17 protein-coding genes are annotated in these 17,751 nt (G+C 71.0%); 9 read left to right on the top strand and 8 right to left on the bottom strand.

Going from position 1 to position 17,751, the window contains the following annotated elements; all coding sequences use genetic code 11:
• The first annotated feature begins 40 nt into the window (after nucleotides 1-40).
• The 6 genes from ACFSZT_RS26265 to ACFSZT_RS26240 are packed head-to-tail and all read left to right on the top strand — an operon-like array spanning nucleotide 41 to nucleotide 7,207.
• Complete coding sequence (locus ACFSZT_RS26265; protein ID WP_377384590.1) at nucleotides 41-277, top strand: DUF6480 family protein; 237 nt, start codon at nucleotides 41-43, stop codon at nucleotides 275-277.
• A 12-nt stretch (nucleotides 278-289) separates the two neighbouring features.
• Entirely contained in the window at nucleotides 290-1,594 is a 1,305-nt protein-coding gene (locus ACFSZT_RS26260; RefSeq protein ID WP_377384592.1) for an NAD(P)/FAD-dependent oxidoreductase, read from the top strand.
• Between the two features lie 49 nt (nucleotides 1,595-1,643).
• On the top strand, nucleotides 1,644-3,359 hold the full coding sequence (gene boxC / locus ACFSZT_RS26255; protein WP_377384595.1) for a 2,3-epoxybenzoyl-CoA dihydrolase: 1,716 nt from the start codon (nucleotides 1,644-1,646) through the stop codon (nucleotides 3,357-3,359).
• A gap of 3 nt (nucleotides 3,360-3,362) precedes the next feature.
• Nucleotides 3,363-4,784, top strand: a complete 1,422-nt coding sequence (gene boxB, locus ACFSZT_RS26250) for a benzoyl-CoA 2,3-epoxidase subunit BoxB (RefSeq protein ID WP_377384597.1) — start codon at nucleotides 3,363-3,365, stop codon at nucleotides 4,782-4,784.
• A 9-nt stretch (nucleotides 4,785-4,793) separates the two neighbouring features.
• The gene (locus ACFSZT_RS26245; RefSeq protein WP_377384599.1) at nucleotides 4,794-6,353 is read left to right on the top strand and encodes a benzoate-CoA ligase family protein; all 1,560 of its coding nucleotides are present in this window, start codon (nucleotides 4,794-4,796) and stop codon (nucleotides 6,351-6,353) included.
• Nucleotides 6,350-7,207, top strand: coding sequence for an amidohydrolase family protein (locus ACFSZT_RS26240; protein WP_377384601.1), 858 nt, complete (start codon nucleotides 6,350-6,352; stop codon nucleotides 7,205-7,207). Before ACFSZT_RS26245 ends, ACFSZT_RS26240 begins: the two co-directional genes overlap by 4 nt.
• 86 nt (nucleotides 7,208-7,293) lie before the next feature.
• Here the strand turns inward: ACFSZT_RS26240 and ACFSZT_RS26235 are convergent, their stop codons facing one another.
• The 8 genes from ACFSZT_RS26235 to mftA all read right to left on the bottom strand — a co-directional run bounded on the left by ACFSZT_RS26235 (nucleotide 7,294) and on the right by mftA (nucleotide 13,714).
• Nucleotides 7,294-8,094 carry a PaaX family transcriptional regulator gene (locus tag ACFSZT_RS26235; RefSeq protein ID WP_377385242.1) on the bottom strand — a complete coding sequence of 267 codons (801 nt, stop codon included), beginning with the start codon at nucleotides 8,092-8,094 and terminating at the stop codon, nucleotides 7,294-7,296.
• Nucleotides 8,095-8,170: 76 nt separating this feature from the next.
• Entirely contained in the window at nucleotides 8,171-8,872 is a 702-nt protein-coding gene (gene mftE, locus ACFSZT_RS26230; RefSeq protein ID WP_377384604.1) for a mycofactocin biosynthesis peptidyl-dipeptidase MftE, read from the bottom strand.
• Entirely contained in the window at nucleotides 8,869-10,182 is a 1,314-nt protein-coding gene (gene mftF, locus ACFSZT_RS26225) for a mycofactocin biosynthesis glycosyltransferase MftF (protein WP_377384606.1), read from the bottom strand. The genes mftE and mftF overlap by 4 nt, the downstream gene beginning before the upstream one ends.
• Nucleotides 10,179-10,958, bottom strand: coding sequence for a mycofactocin-coupled SDR family oxidoreductase (locus ACFSZT_RS26220; protein WP_377384608.1), 780 nt, complete (start codon nucleotides 10,956-10,958; stop codon nucleotides 10,179-10,181). Before ACFSZT_RS26220 ends, mftF begins: the two co-directional genes overlap by 4 nt.
• A 5-nt stretch (nucleotides 10,959-10,963) precedes the next feature.
• Entirely contained in the window at nucleotides 10,964-12,136 is a 1,173-nt protein-coding gene (gene mftD, locus ACFSZT_RS26215) for a pre-mycofactocin synthase MftD (RefSeq protein ID WP_377384610.1), read from the bottom strand.
• Nucleotides 12,136-13,344, bottom strand: a complete 1,209-nt coding sequence (mftC, locus tag ACFSZT_RS26210; protein WP_377384612.1) for a mycofactocin radical SAM maturase — start codon at nucleotides 13,342-13,344, stop codon at nucleotides 12,136-12,138. The genes mftD and mftC overlap by 1 nt, the downstream gene beginning before the upstream one ends.
• Nucleotides 13,345-13,626 carry a mycofactocin biosynthesis chaperone MftB gene (mftB, locus tag ACFSZT_RS26205; protein ID WP_377384614.1) on the bottom strand — a complete coding sequence of 94 codons (282 nt, stop codon included), beginning with the start codon at nucleotides 13,624-13,626 and terminating at the stop codon, nucleotides 13,345-13,347.
• Entirely contained in the window at nucleotides 13,616-13,714 is a 99-nt protein-coding gene (gene mftA / locus ACFSZT_RS26200) for a mycofactocin precursor MftA (RefSeq protein WP_377384615.1), read from the bottom strand. Before mftA ends, mftB begins: the two co-directional genes overlap by 11 nt.
• 56 nt (nucleotides 13,715-13,770) lie before the next feature.
• Between mftA and mftR the strand changes: the two genes are divergently transcribed.
• The 3 genes from mftR to ACFSZT_RS26185 are packed head-to-tail and all read left to right on the top strand — an operon-like array spanning nucleotide 13,771 to nucleotide 17,747.
• Nucleotides 13,771-14,415, top strand: a complete 645-nt coding sequence (gene mftR, locus ACFSZT_RS26195; protein WP_377478366.1) for a mycofactocin system transcriptional regulator — start codon at nucleotides 13,771-13,773, stop codon at nucleotides 14,413-14,415.
• A 19-nt stretch (nucleotides 14,416-14,434) separates the two neighbouring features.
• Nucleotides 14,435-15,706, top strand: a complete 1,272-nt coding sequence (locus ACFSZT_RS26190) for an ATP-grasp domain-containing protein (protein WP_377384619.1) — start codon at nucleotides 14,435-14,437, stop codon at nucleotides 15,704-15,706.
• Nucleotides 15,707-15,728: 22 nt separating this feature from the next.
• Nucleotides 15,729-17,747 carry a CocE/NonD family hydrolase gene (locus ACFSZT_RS26185; protein ID WP_377384621.1) on the top strand — a complete coding sequence of 673 codons (2,019 nt, stop codon included), beginning with the start codon at nucleotides 15,729-15,731 and terminating at the stop codon, nucleotides 17,745-17,747.
• Nucleotides 17,748-17,751 lie beyond the last annotated feature (4 nt).

The following is a 17,751-nucleotide window of genomic DNA, read 5'->3' as shown; positions in this document are numbered from 1 at the left end:
ACCCGGTGGGCGACCCAGGACCTCGTCAGGAGGCAGTTCGATGACCACGCCACCACCGGACCCGGATCCGGCCAACACTCCGGGGCTCGACGAGGGCGGTGGCGTGCAGCCCGGCGACACGCCCCCGGAGTCGGGGGCGACATCCGGTCTGTCGCATCAGGAACCCCGGCAGTCCAAGTCGATGTCGGTCACGTGGATCGTCGTCATCGCGGCGGTCGTGGTGGTCGTCGTGGGGTTCCTCATCGCCTACTTGGTGATCTTCGTCAACGGCGGGTAGGAGGCTTTTCGCGTGTCGAAACGGATCGTGATCATCGGCGGCGGCTACGTCGGCCTGTACGCGGCGGTGCGGCTGCAGCAACGACTCCGGCGCGGCGAGGCCGAGGTGACGCTGGTCAACCCGGAGAACTTCATGGTCTACCGGCCACTGCTGCCCGAGGTCGCGTCGGGGACGCTCGAACCGAGGCACGCCGTCGTGCCGCTGCGTGCGGTGCTCGGCGGCACGCGGTTCGTCGCCGGCCGGATGAGCGCCGTCGACACCGAACGCCGGACGGTCTCCGTGGAACCGGAGGCCGGGCCGGCCCTGGAGCTGCCCTACGACGAGCTGGTGCTCGGCATGGGCGCGGTGGCCAAACTGCTGCCGGTGCCGGGCCTCGCCGATTTCGGCATCGGGTTCAACTCGCTCGCCGAGGCCGCCCACCTGCGCGACCACGTGCTGCGCCAGCTGGAGATCGCCTCGGCCACGACGGACCCGGAGCTGCGCCGGTGCGCGCTGACGTTCGTGTTCGTCGGCGGCGGCTACACCGGTGTCGAGGCCATCGCGGAACTGCAGGACATGGCCGTCGACGTGCTGGCCGGGTACCCGGAGATCCAGCCTGCCGAGATGCGGTGGGTGCTCGTCGAGGCGATGGACCGCATTCTCACGACGGTGAGCAAGGACCTCGCCGACCGTTCGGTGGAGGAACTGCGCGGCCGCGGCATCGACGTCCGGCTCGGCACGCAGCTGAAGTCGGGGGAGAAGGGCCACATGGAACTCTCCGACGGCGACGAGTTCGACGCGGGAACGCTCGTGTGGGTCGCGGGCACCCGGCCGTCGCCGCTGGCGAACGAGATCGGCCTGCCCGTGGACGAGCGCGGGCGCATCCAGGTGGACGAAACGCTGCGCGTGCACGGCCATCCGGACATCTGGGCCGCGGGCGACTGCGCGGCCGTGCCGGACACCGTGCGCGGTGGTCTGTGCCCGCCCACGGCCCAGTTCGCGGTGCGCCAGGGGCGCCGGATCGGGGACAACCTCGTGGCGCGCGTGCGGGGTGGCCCGCTGCAGCCGTTCGCCTATCGCAGCCGGGGCGAGTTCGTGACGCTCGGCAAGAACAAGGCGGTCGGTGAGGTGCTGGGCCGCAAGGTCCACGGGCCGCTCGCGTGGGCGGCGCGCCGGGCCTACTACGCCATGCAGATTCCCACCTGGAACCGCACGATCCGCGTGCTCGGCGACTGGCTGGTCGGTATGCCGTTCGGGCACGACGTGGTGAACCTGGACTCGCGGGAGGAGCCACGCGAGGCGTTCCAGGAGGCCGCGGGCAAGCACTCGAAGATCTAGTTCTACAAAACCTTGACGCTCGGGTGGAGTCGCGTCGAAACTGAATGACGTGACCGCCACCGATGTCGTGCACACCGATTCACCGTCGACCCCGCCACCTCGGCCTGCCGTGTCGTTCGACCGGCACCCGGACACCTACCGGCACTGGCGGCTTCGCGTGGAGCCTCCGCTGGCCTGGCTGGAACTCGACGTCGACCCCGACGGCGGGCTCGTCCCGGGCTACGAGCTCAAGCTGAACTCCTACGACCTCGGCGTGGACATCGAGCTGTACGACGCCGTGCAGCGGCTGCGGTTCGAGCATCCCGAGGTGCGCACGGTGGTGCTGACCAGCGGCAAGGACAACGTCTTCTGCGCGGGCGCCAACATTCGGATGCTCGCGGGCTCGCCACACGAGTGGAAGGTGAACTTCTGCAAGTTCACCAATGAGACCCGCAACGGTATGGAGGACGCGACCGAGCACTCAGGACAGACCTACCTCGCCGCGGTCAACGGGTCCTGCGCCGGCGGCGGCTACGAGCTCGCGCTCGCCTGTGACCACATCGTCCTGGTGGACGACAACTCCTCCACCGTGGCCCTGCCCGAGGTGCCACTGCTCGGTGTCCTTCCCGGCACGGGCGGGCTGACGCGGGTGGTCGACAAGCGCAAGGTGCGCAAGGACCTCGCCGACGTCTTCGCCACCCGCAGCGACGGCATCAAGGGCAAGACCGCGGTGGACTGGGGTCTCGTCGACGAACTCGCACCTCGGCGGGAGTTCACCGACGTGGTCGCCCGCCGCGCGCTCGACCTGGCCGAACGCAGCGACCGCCCGGCCGGTGCCCGGGGCGTCACGCTCACCCCGCTCAGCCGGGAGGAGTCATCGGAGGGTCTGGAGTACCCGCACGTGTCGGCCCGCTACGACCGCGCGGCGGGCAGCGTCGAGCTCACCGTCCGCGGCCCTCGCTCCGTCGCACCATCCGATGTGGACGCAGTGCACGCCGAGGGCGCGCGCACCTGGCTGCTGGCCATGACCCGCGAACTCGACGACGCCGTGCTGCGCCTGCGCACCAACGAGCCCGAGCTCGGCACCTGGGTCATCCGCACCGAGGGCGACCCGGAGGCCGTGCTCGCCCACGAACACGCGGTGCTCGGCCACGCCGCCGAGGACTGGCTGTGCCGCGAGATCACCCATTACTACAAGCGCACCCTGAAACGTCTCGACGTCACCAGCCGCAGCCTCGTCGCGCTCATCGAGCCCGGCAGCTGCTTCGCCGGGCTGCTGCTGGAGCTCGCGCTCGCGTGCGACCGGCAGTACATGTTGGACGGCCCGCCCATCGAGGACGAGGACAGCGAGGAGCGAGCCTCGATCCTGCTCTCGGAGGCCAACTTCGGCGCGTTCCCGATGGGCAACGGGCTCTCCCGCCTCGAGTCCCGGTTCTACGGCCACGACGACCACCTCGCGTGGCTGCGCCGCGAGACCGGCCGACCGCTGAGCCCGGGCGACGCGGCCGAGCTGGGGCTGGTCACAGACGCGCCCGACGACATCGACTGGGAGGACGAGATCCGGCTCGTCATCGAGGGCCGCCGGGCACTGTCGCCCGACGCGCTGACGGGCATGGAGGCCAACCATCGGTTCGTCGGACCGGAGACCGTCGAGACCAAGATCTTCGGCAGGCTCTCCGCCTGGCAGAACTGGATCTTCAATCGGCCCAACGCCGCCGGTGCCGAGGGAGCGCTGCGGCGGTACGGCACCGGGCAGAAAGCCGTCTTCGACCGGAAGCGGGTGTAGACCATGCCGGAGCGCATCGACTACGACGCCAAGATCCCGAACAACGTCGACCTCGCCTCGAACCGGCGGCTGCAGCGGGCCCTGGAGGGCTGGCAACCCCGGTTCATGAACTGGTGGGCCGAGATGGGGCCGACGCTGGAGACGCAGGGTGTGTACCTGCGCACGGCCGTCAGCGTCGGCCGCGAAGGGTGGGCGCATTTCGACCACGTCGTTCCCGAGGACTACCGGTGGGGGATCTTCCTCGCCGAGCGGGACCCGGACCGGCGGATCGCGTTCGGCGAGCACCGGGGCGAACCGGCCTGGCAGCAGGTGCCCGGCGAGTACCGCGCCGACCTGCAGCGGCTCATCGTCATCCAGGGCGACACCGAACCCGCCTCGGTGGAACAGCAGCGGCTGCTCGGGCTCACCGCCCCGAGCCTGTACGACCTGCGCAACCTCTTCCAGGTCAACGTCGAGGAGGGCAGGCACCTGTGGGCGATGGTGTACCTGCTGCACGCCTACTTCGGCCGCGAGGGCCGGGAGGAGGCCGAGGCGCTGCTGTACCGCAACTCCGGCAGCCCCGACTCGCCCCGGATTCTCGGTGCGTTCAACGAGGAGACGGCCGACTGGCTGGCCTTCTACATGTTCACCTACTTCACCGACCGCGACGGCAAGTACCAGCTGGGCACGCTGAAGGAGTCCGCGTTCGACCCGCTGTCGCGCACGTGTGAGTTCATGCTCAAGGAGGAGGCGCATCACATGTTCGTCGGCACCACCGGTGTCGACCGCGTGGTGACCCGCAGCGCCGAGCTGATCCGTGAGCACGACACCGACGACATCGCTCCGCACGGCGGCATCCCGCTGGACATCATCCAGCGCTACCTCAACTTCCACTTCAGCGTGTCGCTCGACCTCTTCGGCAGCGAGACCTCCACCAACGCCGCGAACTACTACACCAGCGGCCTCAAGGGACGCTGGATGGAGACCCGCCGCAAGGACGACCACACGCTGACCGAGGACAGCGCCACGCTGCGGCGCCCGCGTGAGGACGGCACCTGGACCGAGGAGGAGCTGCAGGCGATCCTGCTGCTCAACCTCGATCTGCGCGAGGAATACATCGCCGACTGCCGCACCGGGGTCAAGCGCTGGAACAGGATCCTCGCCGACGCGGGCATCGACTACCGCTTCGCCTTGCCGCACCCCGGATTCAACCGCAAGGTCGGGGTCAACGCGGGCTACCACGTCACGCCCGACGGCACTATCGTCGACGAGCAGACCTGGGAGGCGAATCGGAAGCACTGGCTGCCCACCGACGCCGACCTCGCGTTCGTACGTTCGCTGATGCACCCGGTCTACGAGCGCGGCAAGATCGCGAGCTGGGTGGCGCCACCGACCAACGGCATCAACGGAAAGCCCTTCGACTACGAATACGTCTACCTGACCTAAGGCGGGCCCATGTCAGCGTCGACCGCTCGTCCCACCACCTTCAACGCCACCGAATACCTCGTCGGCAGGCACGTCGCCGCGGGGAACGGCGCGCGCACGGCCGTCGTCTCGACCACCCGCACGCTCACCTACGCCGAGCTCGACGACGAGGTGCGGCTGGTCGCGGGCGGTCTGCGCGCGCTCGGGGTACGTCCCGAGGAACGCGTGCTGATGTGCATGACCGACGAGGTCGAGCTGTTCACCGCCATCCTCGGGACCATGTACCTCGGCGCCGTCGCCGTGCCCTGCTCGACCATGCTCACCGGCGGCGAGCTGGCGAAGCTGATCGCCGACTCCCGCACCCGGGTCGTCCTCGGCTCCACCGAGTTCGCCGGCCAGGTGCGGACCGCCGTGGAACAGGCACCGGACGTCGAGACCGTGGTGCTCACCGACGACTGGCAGCGCCTGCGCACCGCGGGCTCGCTGCGGGAGCCGTACGCGACGTGGGGCGATTCCCCGGCGCTGTGGCTGTACACCTCCGGCACCACCGGAGCGCCGAAGGCGGCCATGCACCGGCACACCGACATCCGGTTCGTCGCCGAGAGCTACGCGCAGCAGGTGCTGCGGATCACGCCTGCCGACCGGTTCCTCTCCGTCGCGAAACTGTTCTTTGCCTACGGCATCGGCAACTCGATGTTCTTCCCGCTTTCGGTCGGCGCGACCGCGCTGCTGGAACCGGCCCGGCCCACACCGCAGCTCATGGCGGCGCGGGCGATGACCGACCGGCCGACACTGCTGTTCGGCACCCCGAGTTTCTGGGGGCCGCTGCTGGCGAGCGACGTGCCCCGCGACGTGTTCGCCTCGGTGCGCCAGGGCGTCTCGGCGGGGGAGGCCCTGCCCGCGCGCATGTTCCACGGGATGCGCGAGGAGTTTGGGGTCGAGGTGCTCGACGGTATCGGCTCCACCGAGATGCTGCACATCTTCATGTCGAACCGGCCCGGCGAGGTCCACCCCGCCTCCTCGGGCATCCCCGTGCCGGGCTACGAGGTGGAGATCCGCGACGAGCACGGCGCCGTCATCGACGGCATCGGCTTGCCCGGCGAGCTCTACGTGCGTGGTGACAGCGCTGCGACCGGGTACTGGTGCCGGGCGGAGACCTCGCGCAGAGTGTTCCTGGGCGAGTGGATGCGCACCGGCGACACCTACGTCCGCAACGCCGACGGCACCTACTCGTGCCTGGGCCGGTTCAACGACATGATCAAGGCGGGTGGGATCTGGGTGACCCCGAGCGAGGTGGAGGAGCGGATCCTCGAACATCCCGACGTCGCCGAGGCCGTGGTGGTCGCGGTCCCGGACGGGGACGGACTGGACAAGCCGATCGCCTGCGTGGTGCCGGTGCCCGGTCGGCACGTGGACGCCGACGCGCTGATCCAGTGGTGCCGCGACGGCCTCGCCTCGTTCAAACGGCCACGCGCCGTCGTGGAGCTGGATGAGCTGCCGAAGACCGCGACCGGGAAGATCCGGCGCAACATCCTGCGGGACCTCGTGGCCGCGCGCGAACCCGCCGACCAGGCGGTGGGCGCCCGATGATCGACGGCTACCCGGTCGTCGATGCCCACGTGCACGCGCCCCGGCTCCCGACGCTCAAACCCGCGTGGCTGGAGTGGGCCGAGGAGTTCTCCGGGCCGCACCCGTGGCGGGACGCCTACGACGCCGACGGCAACCCGGTGCCGGAGCGGCTCGACGCGCTGTTCGAGGCCGAGGGTGCCGACCGGGTGCTGTTGTTCAGCGAGTACAGCCCCCGCGCCACGGGGATCCAGCCGATCGAGGACAACCTTCCGCTCGTGCGGCACAACCCCACGCGGTTCCGGCTCGTGGCCAACGTGAATCCGCATCTGCACCACCCGCTGGCGTCCGAAGTGGAGCGACAGCTGGGCCTCGGAGCGGTGGCACTCAAACTGCACCCCGTGCACGGCGCGTTCTCGCCCGCCGACAAGGAGCTCTACGCCGCCTATCGCGTGTGCGACGAACGTGGTGTCCCGGTGATCCTGCACTCGGGCACCAGCAGCTTCCCCGGCGCGCGGGCGACGTTCGGCGACCCGCAGCTGTTGCTCGACGTCGTGGAGGACTTCCCGGGTGTGCAGTTCGTGCTGGCGCACGGCGGGCGCGGCTGGTGGTACGACGTGGCCGCGTTCCTCGCGCTGGCCAAGGAGAACGTGTGGCTCGACCTCGCCGGACTGCCGCCGAAGAAGCTGCCGGAGTACTACGCGCGCGTGGACTTCGCGCGGCTGGCCACGAAGTTCGTCTTCGGCACCGACTGGCCCGGCGTGCCGGGGACCGCCCGAAACGTGCGCGCCCTGATCGGCCTCGGCCTGCCGGACGACGTGCTCCGCGCCGTGCTGGCCGGCAATGCCGCCAAGCTGTTCCCGGGCCTGGGTGTCTGACCCGTGCGTGTCTGCGGTCCACGTAGCCGTGTCGGCCGCTCACGTCGCCGTGTGTGCCGCCCATGTCGGCCGGTGGTACCGGGTGCCTAAGCCGCCTCGACGTCGGCGACCCGTTCGTCCCATCGGCGTTGGGCCACCGGGTTCCACTCGGCGTGCCTGCGATGGAACAGGTCGGCGGCCTGGGCTCCGCTCCAGTTCTCCGGCAACAGCACCGACGGCAGCTGCGGGTCCAGGAACGGGAACCGGCGCCACTCGTGCACCAGCCGGGTCTGGGCGTCCAGCACGGCGTCGTCGTCCTTCGGTGCGAGCGAGCCGAACACCTCGACGAACTCCTGGTAGCGCGTCACCAGCCCCCGCAGATCCCACGCCGTGGCCACCATCGAGCTCTCGTCCCCGATCGCGCCGTACGGCCCGACGAACGAGATGGCGTCGTGCAGCCCCAGTCCGGAGAGGATCCCCAGGGCCTCCTCCTCCCGCGACGGGTGCGGGGTGACCCACACACCGGGCGCGGGCGAACCGAAACCCGCCCAGGTCAGTTTGGTGCGCAGCTGGTGCCGCAGGTCGCGCCGGGCCTCCGGCACCGACACCAACACCACCAGCCACCGGCCGTCCCACGACCGGGAGGCGCTGCCGAAGTCGTAAATGCGTCGCGCGCCCTCGGAGAGCAGCACCCGGCCCGGCTCGGTCAGCGACCAGCGCACCCGCCTGCCCACCCGTTCGGAGGCGATCCAGCCCTCGGCGGCGGTCCGCGCGAGCGCCTGCCGGGCCGACTTCTCCTCGACGTCGAACATGCCGAGCGCGTCGACGAGCACCGACGTCCACACCGGACGGTCCCGGGGCAGCACGAACTCGCCCAGCAGGGTCATCAGCACCGACCGTGCGCTCATGTGGCTGACCTCGCGCCGCCTGCTCAGCACCGGCTTGCCCTGTCCCCGGGTCGGCGGCATCGCGTCACCACCTTCGTCACTGACCGTGCGTGCCTCCTGCGAGGGTAACGTCACCCGCCTGCCACCGATGGACGGCGCTGACCAGGGACTCGGTCCACGACGTCAGCAACCGTTCGCCCTCGGCGGCGCTCGCCCCGGCCGGGTCGCCCAGCACGCCGTTCGCGCTCACGGCGCGGACGCCGTCGCGCGCCAGCCGCTCCATGAGCTCGGAAAGCGGTGCCGTGTTGCCGGGCTCGGCCACATCGGACCGGACGTCGGCGGGCCGCAACCGCAGCAGCACCGACGTTTCCCTGCGGCCGGCGTGGGTGTCGTCCGGGGAGCCGCTCGGCGACCACGCGAGCACCCGTCTGCCCTCGGACCGCAGCAGCCGCACGGCGTCGCGCAGCGGAACGAGGTTGCCGCCGTGGCCGTTGACGAACACGACGCCGCGGAAATGGTCGGCGGAGCGGGCGAGTTCCACCAGCACGAGTTCGAGTGCCCGCCTGCCGATGGAGAGGGTGCCCGGAAATCCGGCGTGCTCGCCGCTGGAGCCGTACGGCAGCGCGGGTGCCACGAGCAGGTCCGGCACCCGGGCGGCCAGGCGGCGGCACAGCTCCGCCGCGATGGTGGTGTCGGTGTCGAGCGGCAGGTGCGGGCCGTGCTGCTCGGTGGCGCCGATCGGCACGGCGAGCACCGCGGCACCGACCTCCGGCCACCGGCGGCCGCCCAGCGCCGTCATCGCGGCGTGGCCTCGGTGAACCGCGGCAGCAGGGGAGCCGCCGTCCGGTGCCGCACACAGCCGGCCCACACGCCCGCGCAGTAGGCGAGGTCGTCCAGGATCCGCAGCGCAAGCCACGCCGGCGGCCTGCCCAGCGCTCGCACGGCACACGGCGCGAACGCCGCCGCGAGGACTCGGCGGCCCCGTCGGGTCGGCAGCAGCAGCGGCCACCACGCGCGCCGGACCGCCTCGGTGAGGAGCCTGCCTCCGCCGAGCTGACCGCGCGCCGCCAGCCGTAGCGACTCGGCCGCCGGGATGTCCCGCAGTCTCCGGGTCAGCGACGCCGCGCCGCCCGCCGCGAGCACCGCACCCGCCAACGGACGTCCCGCCGCGAGCAGCACCCACGCCAGCGCCACCCACGCGGACAGCCGTGCCGGGCCGAGCCGCCCCGGATGCCGCGCCGAGAGCGGCGCCGCCGACGTGCCGTAGTCGAACCGCTGACGCAGCCACGACCGCACCGTGGCACGCGGTTCGTGGACCACCACGGCGGCGGGCTCGTAGCGCACCGCACCGATCTCCAGCAGCCGCCAGACCAGGTCGACATCCTCGCCGAATCGCAAGTCCGGATCGAAGCCGTCCACAGCGGACAGTGCCGAGCGGCGCACGACGAGTGCCGCGCTCGGCACGTAGCTCACCCGGCTCATCGGCCGCACGGGCGCGGGCCGGGCACCGAGGTCCAAAGCGGACCGCGTGCGTTCGTAGGCGCCGACGGATCCCGGCCGCGCGGCGCTGCGGACCCGCGGCGCGACCGCCACCACCGCCGGGTCACCGAAGTGCGGCAGCAGCGCGTCCAGCCAACCGGGCTCCGGGACGGTGTCCGCGTCGAGAAAGGCGACCAGGTCGGTCTCGGCGCGACGCCAGCCCGCGTTGCGCGCGGCGGCCGGGCCGAGCGGATGCGGATGGCGCACGGACGCCCCTGGCGGCGATTCCCGCGAGCCGTCGTCCACGACGATCCTCGCGCCGACCTCGGGCGTCGCCTCGACCAGGCGCCGCACCCCCTCGGCGTTGTCCTTCACCGGCACGACGAGCGTGACGTCGGCGGGCTTGGGCCCGGGCGGGGGCTGCGGGTGCACCAGGCCGGCGTCCACCAGCTTGCGGGCCAGCCGGAGCTCGCCGGGGGAGTCCGACAACGCCTCGCCGTCCAGCCACCGGGCCAGCAGCCGGGAGCCGGCCGCGCCCAGCCGCACGAGCCGCAGGGGCGATCCGCCGATGAGGAGCGCGCCCCGGCGACGGACCGAGGCATCGAGAACGAACCTGGTGCCGGGCTTCACGGCTGGAACCCACCGTCGGCGTGCACGACCGAGCCGGTGATCGCCGACGACTCCGGTGAGCACAGGAACGCCACCACGGCCGCCACCTCCTCGGGCTCCAGGAGCCGCTCGACGAGCTGGTGCCGGGCGAACTCCTCGACGTCGCCGAGATCGTAGAGCCGAGCCGTCGCGTCGAGCAGGTCCGTCCGGGTGGAACCGGGGGAGACGGCGGTGGCGCACACTCCCGTGCCGCGCAGGTCGGTGGCCAGGCCCTTGACGAGCCCGACCACCGCGTGTTTGGCCGCGTTGTACCCCGCCAGATGCCACAGGCCGTGGTGGGCGGCGGACGAGGCGAGCGCGACGAACCGGCCCTGCCGGGGTTCGGGCCGGCGCAGCAGGGCCGGGACGGCGGCCCGGGCGAGGTTGGCCACGCCGGTGACACCGACGGAGAACAACGCCTCCCACTGGGCATCGGTGGTCTCCCACAACGGCTGCCCGCCCGCCATCACGGCCGCCGCCGCGACGGCCGCGTCCAGCCCGCCGAACTCCCGCTCGGCCAGGGCGACGGCCGAGCGCAGCGCCTCGGCATCGCGCACGTCGGCCACCACCTCGCGCACCACGTCCGGGTGTTCGGCGGCCACGACGGCCAGCTGTTCCCGGGTGCCGAGCGAGTACGGCAGAGCCGGGTCGTCGGCGCAGACGTCCACGGCGACGACGCGCCAGCCGGTGGCCGCGAGCCGGCGCACCACCGCCGCGCCGATCCCGCGCGCCGCGCCGGTGACCAGTGCGACGCCCACGGCCCCTACATGCCCCGGGTGAAGTCGCCGGGCACGACGACGTCCTCGGGCGAGAGCTCGTGGATGGACTTGCGGCCCAGGCCGTAGAGCGTGCTGTCGATGCCCTGCCGGAGGATCTCCAGGACATTGTGGACACCGCGTTCACCGTTGGCGGCCAGTCCCCACAAGTAGGCGCGGCCCACCAGCACGGCCTTGGCGCCGAGAGCGAGGGCCTTGACGACGTCGCTGCCGCGCCGGATCCCGCCGTCGAGCAGCACCTCGATCTGGTCGCCCACGGCGTTGGCGACACCGGGCAGTGCGCGGATGGACGCCGGGGTGGAGTCAAGGTTGTTGCCACCGTGGTTGGACACCGAGATCGCGGTGGCTCCGATGTCGACGGCGCGCTTGGCGTCGTCGGGCCGGTAGATCCCCTTGATCATGAACGGCCCGTCCCACTGCTCGCGCAACCAGGCCAGATCGGCCCAGGTCGGCGGCTGCGTGCCCATCCACTCGCCGTAGGCGCCGAAGAACGTGGGCCCCTGCGCGCCGGCCTCGGCGAGGTTCGGCGTGGTGAGGTCCGGCAGGCGCCGTGTCCGGACGTAGCGCGCGAGCCAGCCCGGTTTGACGAGCACCTGCGGGGCGAACGTGATCGCCGCCTTGAGGTCCACCTTCTCCGGAATCGGCGGGGCGCCCCAGTCGCGGGCGGTGGCGAAAACCCAGTCGAGCGTGACGATGAGGCCCTTCGCGCCGGCCTGCTTGGCGCGGTCCATCCGCGCGATCATGCTGTCCCGCGAACCCTGCCAGTAGACCTGGAAGAAGGTCTTGTCGTTGGCGGCGACCACGTCCTCGATCGGCTTCGAGGCGAACGAACTGAGCCCGATCGCCGTCCCCGACGCCGCCGCCGCCTTCGCGACGGCGACCTCACCGCCGGGGTCGACCGCCTGCACGCCGGTGGGCGAGCAGATCACCGGCATCGAGATCTCCTGGCCCAGCACCGTCGTGGCCTGTTCGCGGGTGGCGGGCAGGTCCGCGATCCGGGGCCGCAGGCCGAGTTCGGCGAACGCGGCGGTGTTGTCGGCGAGCGTGCGGCCGGCCTCCGAGCCGGCGTGCAGAGCCAGGAACACCGACTTCGGCAGGCGCTTGCGGGCTCGCTCCCGCGCCTCGGCGACGGTCTCGAACCAATCCTTCGTGCTGGCCATTACTTCGTTCCTCTCGGCGCCGGCATTCCGGCGAGCGGGCTGGTGTCGCACGCGCGGTCGGGCAGGCGCTCGGCCTCGGGCGGTCCCCACCCGATGGCGACAGGCACCCCCTTGCGGCCGCGGTGCGAATGGTCCTTGTCCGGCTTCGGTATCGCGGCACCGGCTCCGACCAGTTCCAGCGCCCGTTCCCCGTTGCCCCGGACGCACTCGGGATCGGGGCCGTCGAGCGGGAGCCCGGTGAAGAACTTCGCCGCCATGCAGCCGCCCTGACACGAGTCGTAGGCCGAGCACGACGTGCAGGCACCGCCGGTCTGGGGTGTCCGCAGCCGGGCGAACAGGTCCGAGGTGCGCCACACCGACGTGAAGCCGCCCTCGTCGCGGACGTTGCCGGCGAGGAACTCGTCGTGGATGGCGAACGGGCAGGCGTAGACGTCGCCGATCGGGTCGATGAGGCAGACCACGCGGCCGGCCCCGCACAGGTTGAGCCCCGGCAACGGCGTCGAGCCGAGCGCGTTGAGGTGGAAGAACGAGTCGCCGGTGAGCACGTTCTCGCCGTGGGCGACCAGCCAGTCGTACAACTCGAGCTGCTGGTCGGCGGTCGGGTGCAGTTCGTCCCACGTGTCGGCGCCCCGCCCGGACGGCCGCAGCCGCGTGATGCGCAACTGCGCGCCGAACTCGTCGGCGATCCGCTTGAACTCGTCGAGCTGGCCGACGTTGTGCCGGGTCATCACGACGCTGATCTTGAACCCGGTGAAGCCGGCGTCGCGCAGGTTCTGCATCGCGCGCATGACGGTGTCGAACGATCCGGGCCCGCGGACGGCGTCGTTGACCTCGGCGGTGGCGCCGTCCAGGGACAGCTGCACGTCCACGTAGTCGGTGCCGGCCAGCCAGCGGGCCCGCTCCGGGGTGATCCGCACGCCGTTGGTGGAGAACTTGACGCCCACCTGGTGGGCGACGGCGTACTCGACGAGTTCCCAGAAATCGGAGCGGACGGTCGGTTCGCCGCCGCCGATGTTGACGTAGAACACCTGCAGCCACTGCAGCTCGTCGATGATCGCCTTGCATTCCTCAGTGGACAGTTCCCGCGGGTCGCGGCGGCCCGAGGACGACAGGCAGTGCACGCACGACAGGTTGCACGCGTAGGTGAGTTCCCACGTCAGGCAGATCGGTGCGTCGAGCCCGTGCCGGAAGTGCTCGACCAGTTTCATCTAGCCACCTCTGACTTCGATCGTGCCCGCGGAGACGAGCCCCGCGAGGGCGTCGAGATACCGCGCGTGCTCGGCCTCCGGCACCTCGGCCGAGGCCAAGGCGGCGCGTGCGTCGGGCGCGTCGGCCAGTGCGTGCACGACGTCGACGAGCAGCCGGGTCTTGAGAAAGGAGAGTTTGCGGGTGGTGAAGTCGTAGACGAGAGCCCCGAACGGTTCCGGCCGCAGAGCGACACTCGGAGAGAGCCGGTACGGCCGGTCCGGGTCGAACAGCTCAGTAGACACCGCACATGCCGTCGATCGAGACCTCTTCGACCAGCAGGTCCTGCTCGACGTCCGCCTCGGCGGTGGTGACCGTCATGTCATCGCTCATGGCAAGCTACCTCCCACGTCCTTGTGTGACAGCGGACACGAGAATAATGGCACTCGGTGTCAAATGGAAGGGTCATCGTGGGCAACGCGGCGGATTCACCCGGTCGGCCCGGCCGGCGCCGGTCGACCAGCCAGGTCGAGCTGGAGAAGGTCGCCTTCGCACTGTTCGACCGGGACGGCTTCGAGGCGACCACCGTCGACGACATCGCCAAGGCCGCGGGCATCGGCAGGCGCACGTTCTTCCGCTACTTCGAGTCCAAGAACGACGTCGTGTGGGGAGCGTTCACCGAGCAGCTCGAGCACATGCGCGCCCAGTTCCGCAACCGTCCCGCCGGCGAAGCGCTCATGCAGTCGGTGCGTGCCGTGGTGGTGGAGTTCAACCGCGTATCGGCCGACGAGGTGCCCCGGCACCGCAGGCGCATGGAGCTCATCCTGCGCGTGCCCGCGCTGCAGGCGCACTCCACCCTGCGCTACGGCGACTGGCGGGCCGTCGTCGCCGAGTTCGCCGCCGCCCGCCTGGGCGAGCCGCTCACCGCGCTGCGCCCGCAAGCCATCGCCTACACCGCGCTCGGCGCCGCGCTGGCCGCCTACGAACACTGGCTCGGCGACCCCCGCAGCGATCTCTGTGAGGTGCTCGACGCCGCGTTCGCGGACCTCGCCGCGGGCTTCGGTGACGCGGCGCAACGTTTAGCCACCCGCTGACCCGGACACCCCCGGTGGCGTGAAAAACATCTTCGTGCTCGCGTTGGACGAGGAGAACACCCGGACCCTCGCCGACATCCCGAACGCCGACCGCTACCGGTTCCACGGCCTGCTGACGCAGGAGGAGACCCAGATCGGCGAGGTCGATTTCGAGGAACTCCTGGACAAGGCCCAGTCGCAACTCGACTCGTTCGACGGGTCGATCGACGCGATCGTGGGCTACTGGGACTTCCCGATCTCGGCGCTCCGCGCGATCCTGTGCCGGCGCTACGGACTGCCCGGTCCGTCGCTGGAGTCGATCGTCAAGTGTGAGCACAAATACTGGAGCAGGCTCGAACAGCAGCAGGCGATCGACGAGTACCCGAACTTCGGCATCGTCGACCTCGACCAGGACGACCCCCGCCCGCCCGAGGGCGTGCGCTACCCGATGTGGCTCAAGCCCGTGAAGTCCTACTCCTCGGAGCTGGCGTTCCGCGTCGCCGACGACACGGAGTTCGACGCCGCCGTGGCGGAGATCCGCGAGGGCATCGGCCGCGTCGGCAAGCCGTTCGAGCAGATGATGCAACGGCTCGACCTGCCACCCGAGATCGCCGGCGTCGGTGGGCAGGCCTGTCTCGCCGAGGAGGCGCTGTCCGGGGTGCAGTGCGCCACCGAGGGCTACGTCTACAACGGCGAGGTCGTCGTCTACGGCGTGCTGGACTCGCTCAACTACCCGGACAGCTCGTCGTTCCTGCGTCACCAGTACCCCTCGCAGCTGCCGAAGGAGTCCGTGGACCGCCTCGTCGACGTCTCCAAGCGCGTCATCCGGCAGATCGGCATGGACAACTCCACGTTCAGCATCGAGTTCTTCTGCCGGCCCGACGTGGGCGACGTGGCGCTGCTGGAGATCAACCCCCGCCACTCGCAGTCGCACGCCGAGATGTTCGAATGCGTCGACGGCATCCCCAACCACGACACGATGGTGAAGCTCGGCCTGGGCGAGGACCCGAAGGCGCCGTCCGGCCAGGGCGAGTACGGTATCGCGGCCAAGTGGTACCACCGCCGGTTCGACGGGGACGCCGTGGTGCGCCGCGTGCCCACCGAGGAGGAGATCCAGCGCATCCAGGACGACATCCCCGGTGTCATCATCGACATCGTGCCCGAGGAGGGGCAGCGACTGTCGGACATGCCGGGGCAGGACAGCTACAGCTACGAACTCGCGCACGTGTTCGTCGGCGCCCGCGACGAGGCCGATCTCGAGGACAAGTACCAGCGGGTCATCGGCGCACTGCGCTTCGAGTTCGACGAGTGAACGACGGAGGGAGGCCCACCCGGTGCGAGCGGTCGGTTCGCTGCCGTACGAGGTTACCGAGGATGAGCACGTCTGGATCACCGTCTCCGACGGCACGCGGCTGGCCGCGCGGATCTGGCGGCCGTATTCGTCCGAAGTGGATCCGGTGCCCGGCATCCTGGAGTACATCCCGTATCGCAAGCGCGACCTGACCGCCGTCCGGGACTCCATCCACCACCCGTACCTCGCGGGACACGGCTACGCGTGCGTCCGGGTCGACATCCGCGGCACGGGGGAGTCGGAGGGCGTGCTCACCGACGAGTACCTGGAGCAGGAGCAGCGCGACGCCGAGGACGTGCTGCAGTGGATCGCCGAGCAGCCGTGGTGCAACGGCCGCACCGGGATGATGGGCATCTCCTGGGGCGGTTTCGCCGCGCTGCAGGTGGCGGCACGCAAACCGCCGACACTGCAGGCCATCGCCATCGCGTCGTTCACCGACGACCGCTACGCCGACGACTTCCACTACATGGGCGGCTGCATGCTCTCGGACAACCTCGCCGAGGCAGGCACGATGTTCGCCTACAGTACGCTGCCGCCCGATCCGGCGCTGGTCGGCGACCGGTGGCGCGACATGTGGCGGGAACGCATCGAGGCGGCGGGCCCGTGGGTGGACGAGTGGCTCAACCACCAGCGCCGCGACGACTACTGGCGGCACGCGTCGGTGTCGGAGAACTACAGCGACGTGCAGGTGCCGGTGCTCGCCTCCAGCGGCTGGGCCGACGGCTACTCCAACGCCGTGTCTCGGCTGCTGGCGAACCTCGACGTGCCACGCAGGGGCCTCGTCGGGCCGTGGTCGCACAAGTACCCGCACCTCGGCGAGCCGGGGCCGGCGATCGGCTACCTGCAGGAGCTGGTGCGCTGGTGGGACCACTGGCTGCGCGACATCGACAACGGCGTACTCGACGGGCCCATGCTGCTCACCTGGATGCAGGACAGCGTGCCACCGTCGACGTCCTACGAGGACCGTCCGGGCCGCTGGATCGGCGAGGACGCGTGGCCCTCGCCCAACGTCACCCCGGTCGACCTGCCGCTGACCCGGCACCGCCTCGCCGAGGAGGGCGAGCAGGTGCCCGCCGAGGACCTCACCGTGCAGTCACCGCTGTCGGTCGGGCAGTTCTCCGGCAAGTGGGCCTCCTACAACGCGCCCCCGGACCTGCCCTACGACCAGCGCGAGGAGGACGGCGGGTCGCTCGTGTTCGAGACCGACCCGCTCACCGAGCGCTGCGAGATCCTCGGCTCGCCCGTCGTGGACCTCGAGGTCTCCGCGGACCGGCCCGTCGCGATGGTGGCCGCGCGGCTCTCCGACGTGCGCCCGGACGGCCGGGCGACCCGGGTGACGTACGGGCTGCTCAACCTCACCCACCGCGACGGCCACGACGATCCGCAGCCGCTGGAGCCCGGTAGGCGCTACCGCGTGAGCATCGACCTCAACGTGGTCGCGCAGGCGTTCCCGCCCGGGCACAAGATCCGGCTGTCGCTCTCGTCGTCGTACTGGCCACTCGCGTGGCCGCCGCCGGAACAGGCCTGCCTCACGGTGCACACGGGTCAGAGCCGCCTCATCCTGCCGGTGCGCACGGTCGACGGGGAGGACCGCCTGGACCCGTTCGGCGAGCCCGAGGGCGCCGAACCGATCCGCACCACCAACGTGAAGCCGGGCGAGCACCGCTGGACCGTGCAGCGTGACCTCGTCGACTACGAGTCGGCGCTGGAGATCGTCAAGGACGGCGGCACGGCCCACTACGAGGACATCGATCTCGACGTCAGCCGACGCGCCTACGAGCGGTACAGCTCGGTGGCCGACGACTTCCAGTCCGCGCGCGGCGAGACCGAGTGGACGCTCACGTTCTCCCGCGGCGACTGGTCCGCCACCACCGTCACCAGGACGGTACTGACGTGCACCTCGACGGAATTCCACCTGCACGCGCGGCTCGACGGCTACGAGGGCGAGCAGCGCCTGTTCTCCCGCAACTGGCACCACACGGTGCCGCGCGACCTGGTCTGACCAG

Origin of the sequence: Prauserella oleivorans (assembly GCF_042685745.1) — a bacterium.
In the GTDB taxonomy this organism is placed as follows: Bacteria; Actinomycetota; Actinomycetes; order Mycobacteriales; family Pseudonocardiaceae; genus Prauserella_A; species Prauserella_A oleivorans.
The sequence above is the reverse complement of the archived record's forward strand: the minus strand, read 5'-3'. Positions and strand labels throughout refer to the sequence as shown.

Coding starts and splice junctions, on each gene's coding strand:
- ACFSZT_RS26265 (WP_377384590.1), top strand. CDS start 41: ATGACCACGCCACCACCGGACCCGGATCCGGCCAACACTCCGGGGCTC.
- boxB (WP_377384597.1), top strand. CDS start 3,363: ATGCCGGAGCGCATCGACTACGACGCCAAGATCCCGAACAACGTCGAC.
- ACFSZT_RS26245 (WP_377384599.1), top strand. CDS start 4,794: ATGTCAGCGTCGACCGCTCGTCCCACCACCTTCAACGCCACCGAATAC.
- ACFSZT_RS26240 (WP_377384601.1), top strand. CDS start 6,350: ATGATCGACGGCTACCCGGTCGTCGATGCCCACGTGCACGCGCCCCGG.
- ACFSZT_RS26235 (WP_377385242.1), bottom strand. CDS start 8,094: ATGAGCGCACGGTCGGTGCTGATGACCCTGCTGGGCGAGTTCGTGCTG.
- mftE (WP_377384604.1), bottom strand. CDS start 8,872: ATGACGGCGCTGGGCGGCCGCCGGTGGCCGGAGGTCGGTGCCGCGGTG.
- mftD (WP_377384610.1), bottom strand. CDS start 12,136: ATGGCCAGCACGAAGGATTGGTTCGAGACCGTCGCCGAGGCGCGGGAG.
- mftC (WP_377384612.1), bottom strand. CDS start 13,344: ATGAAACTGGTCGAGCACTTCCGGCACGGGCTCGACGCACCGATCTGC.
- mftA (WP_377384615.1), bottom strand. CDS start 13,714: ATGAGCGATGACATGACGGTCACCACCGCCGAGGCGGACGTCGAGCAG.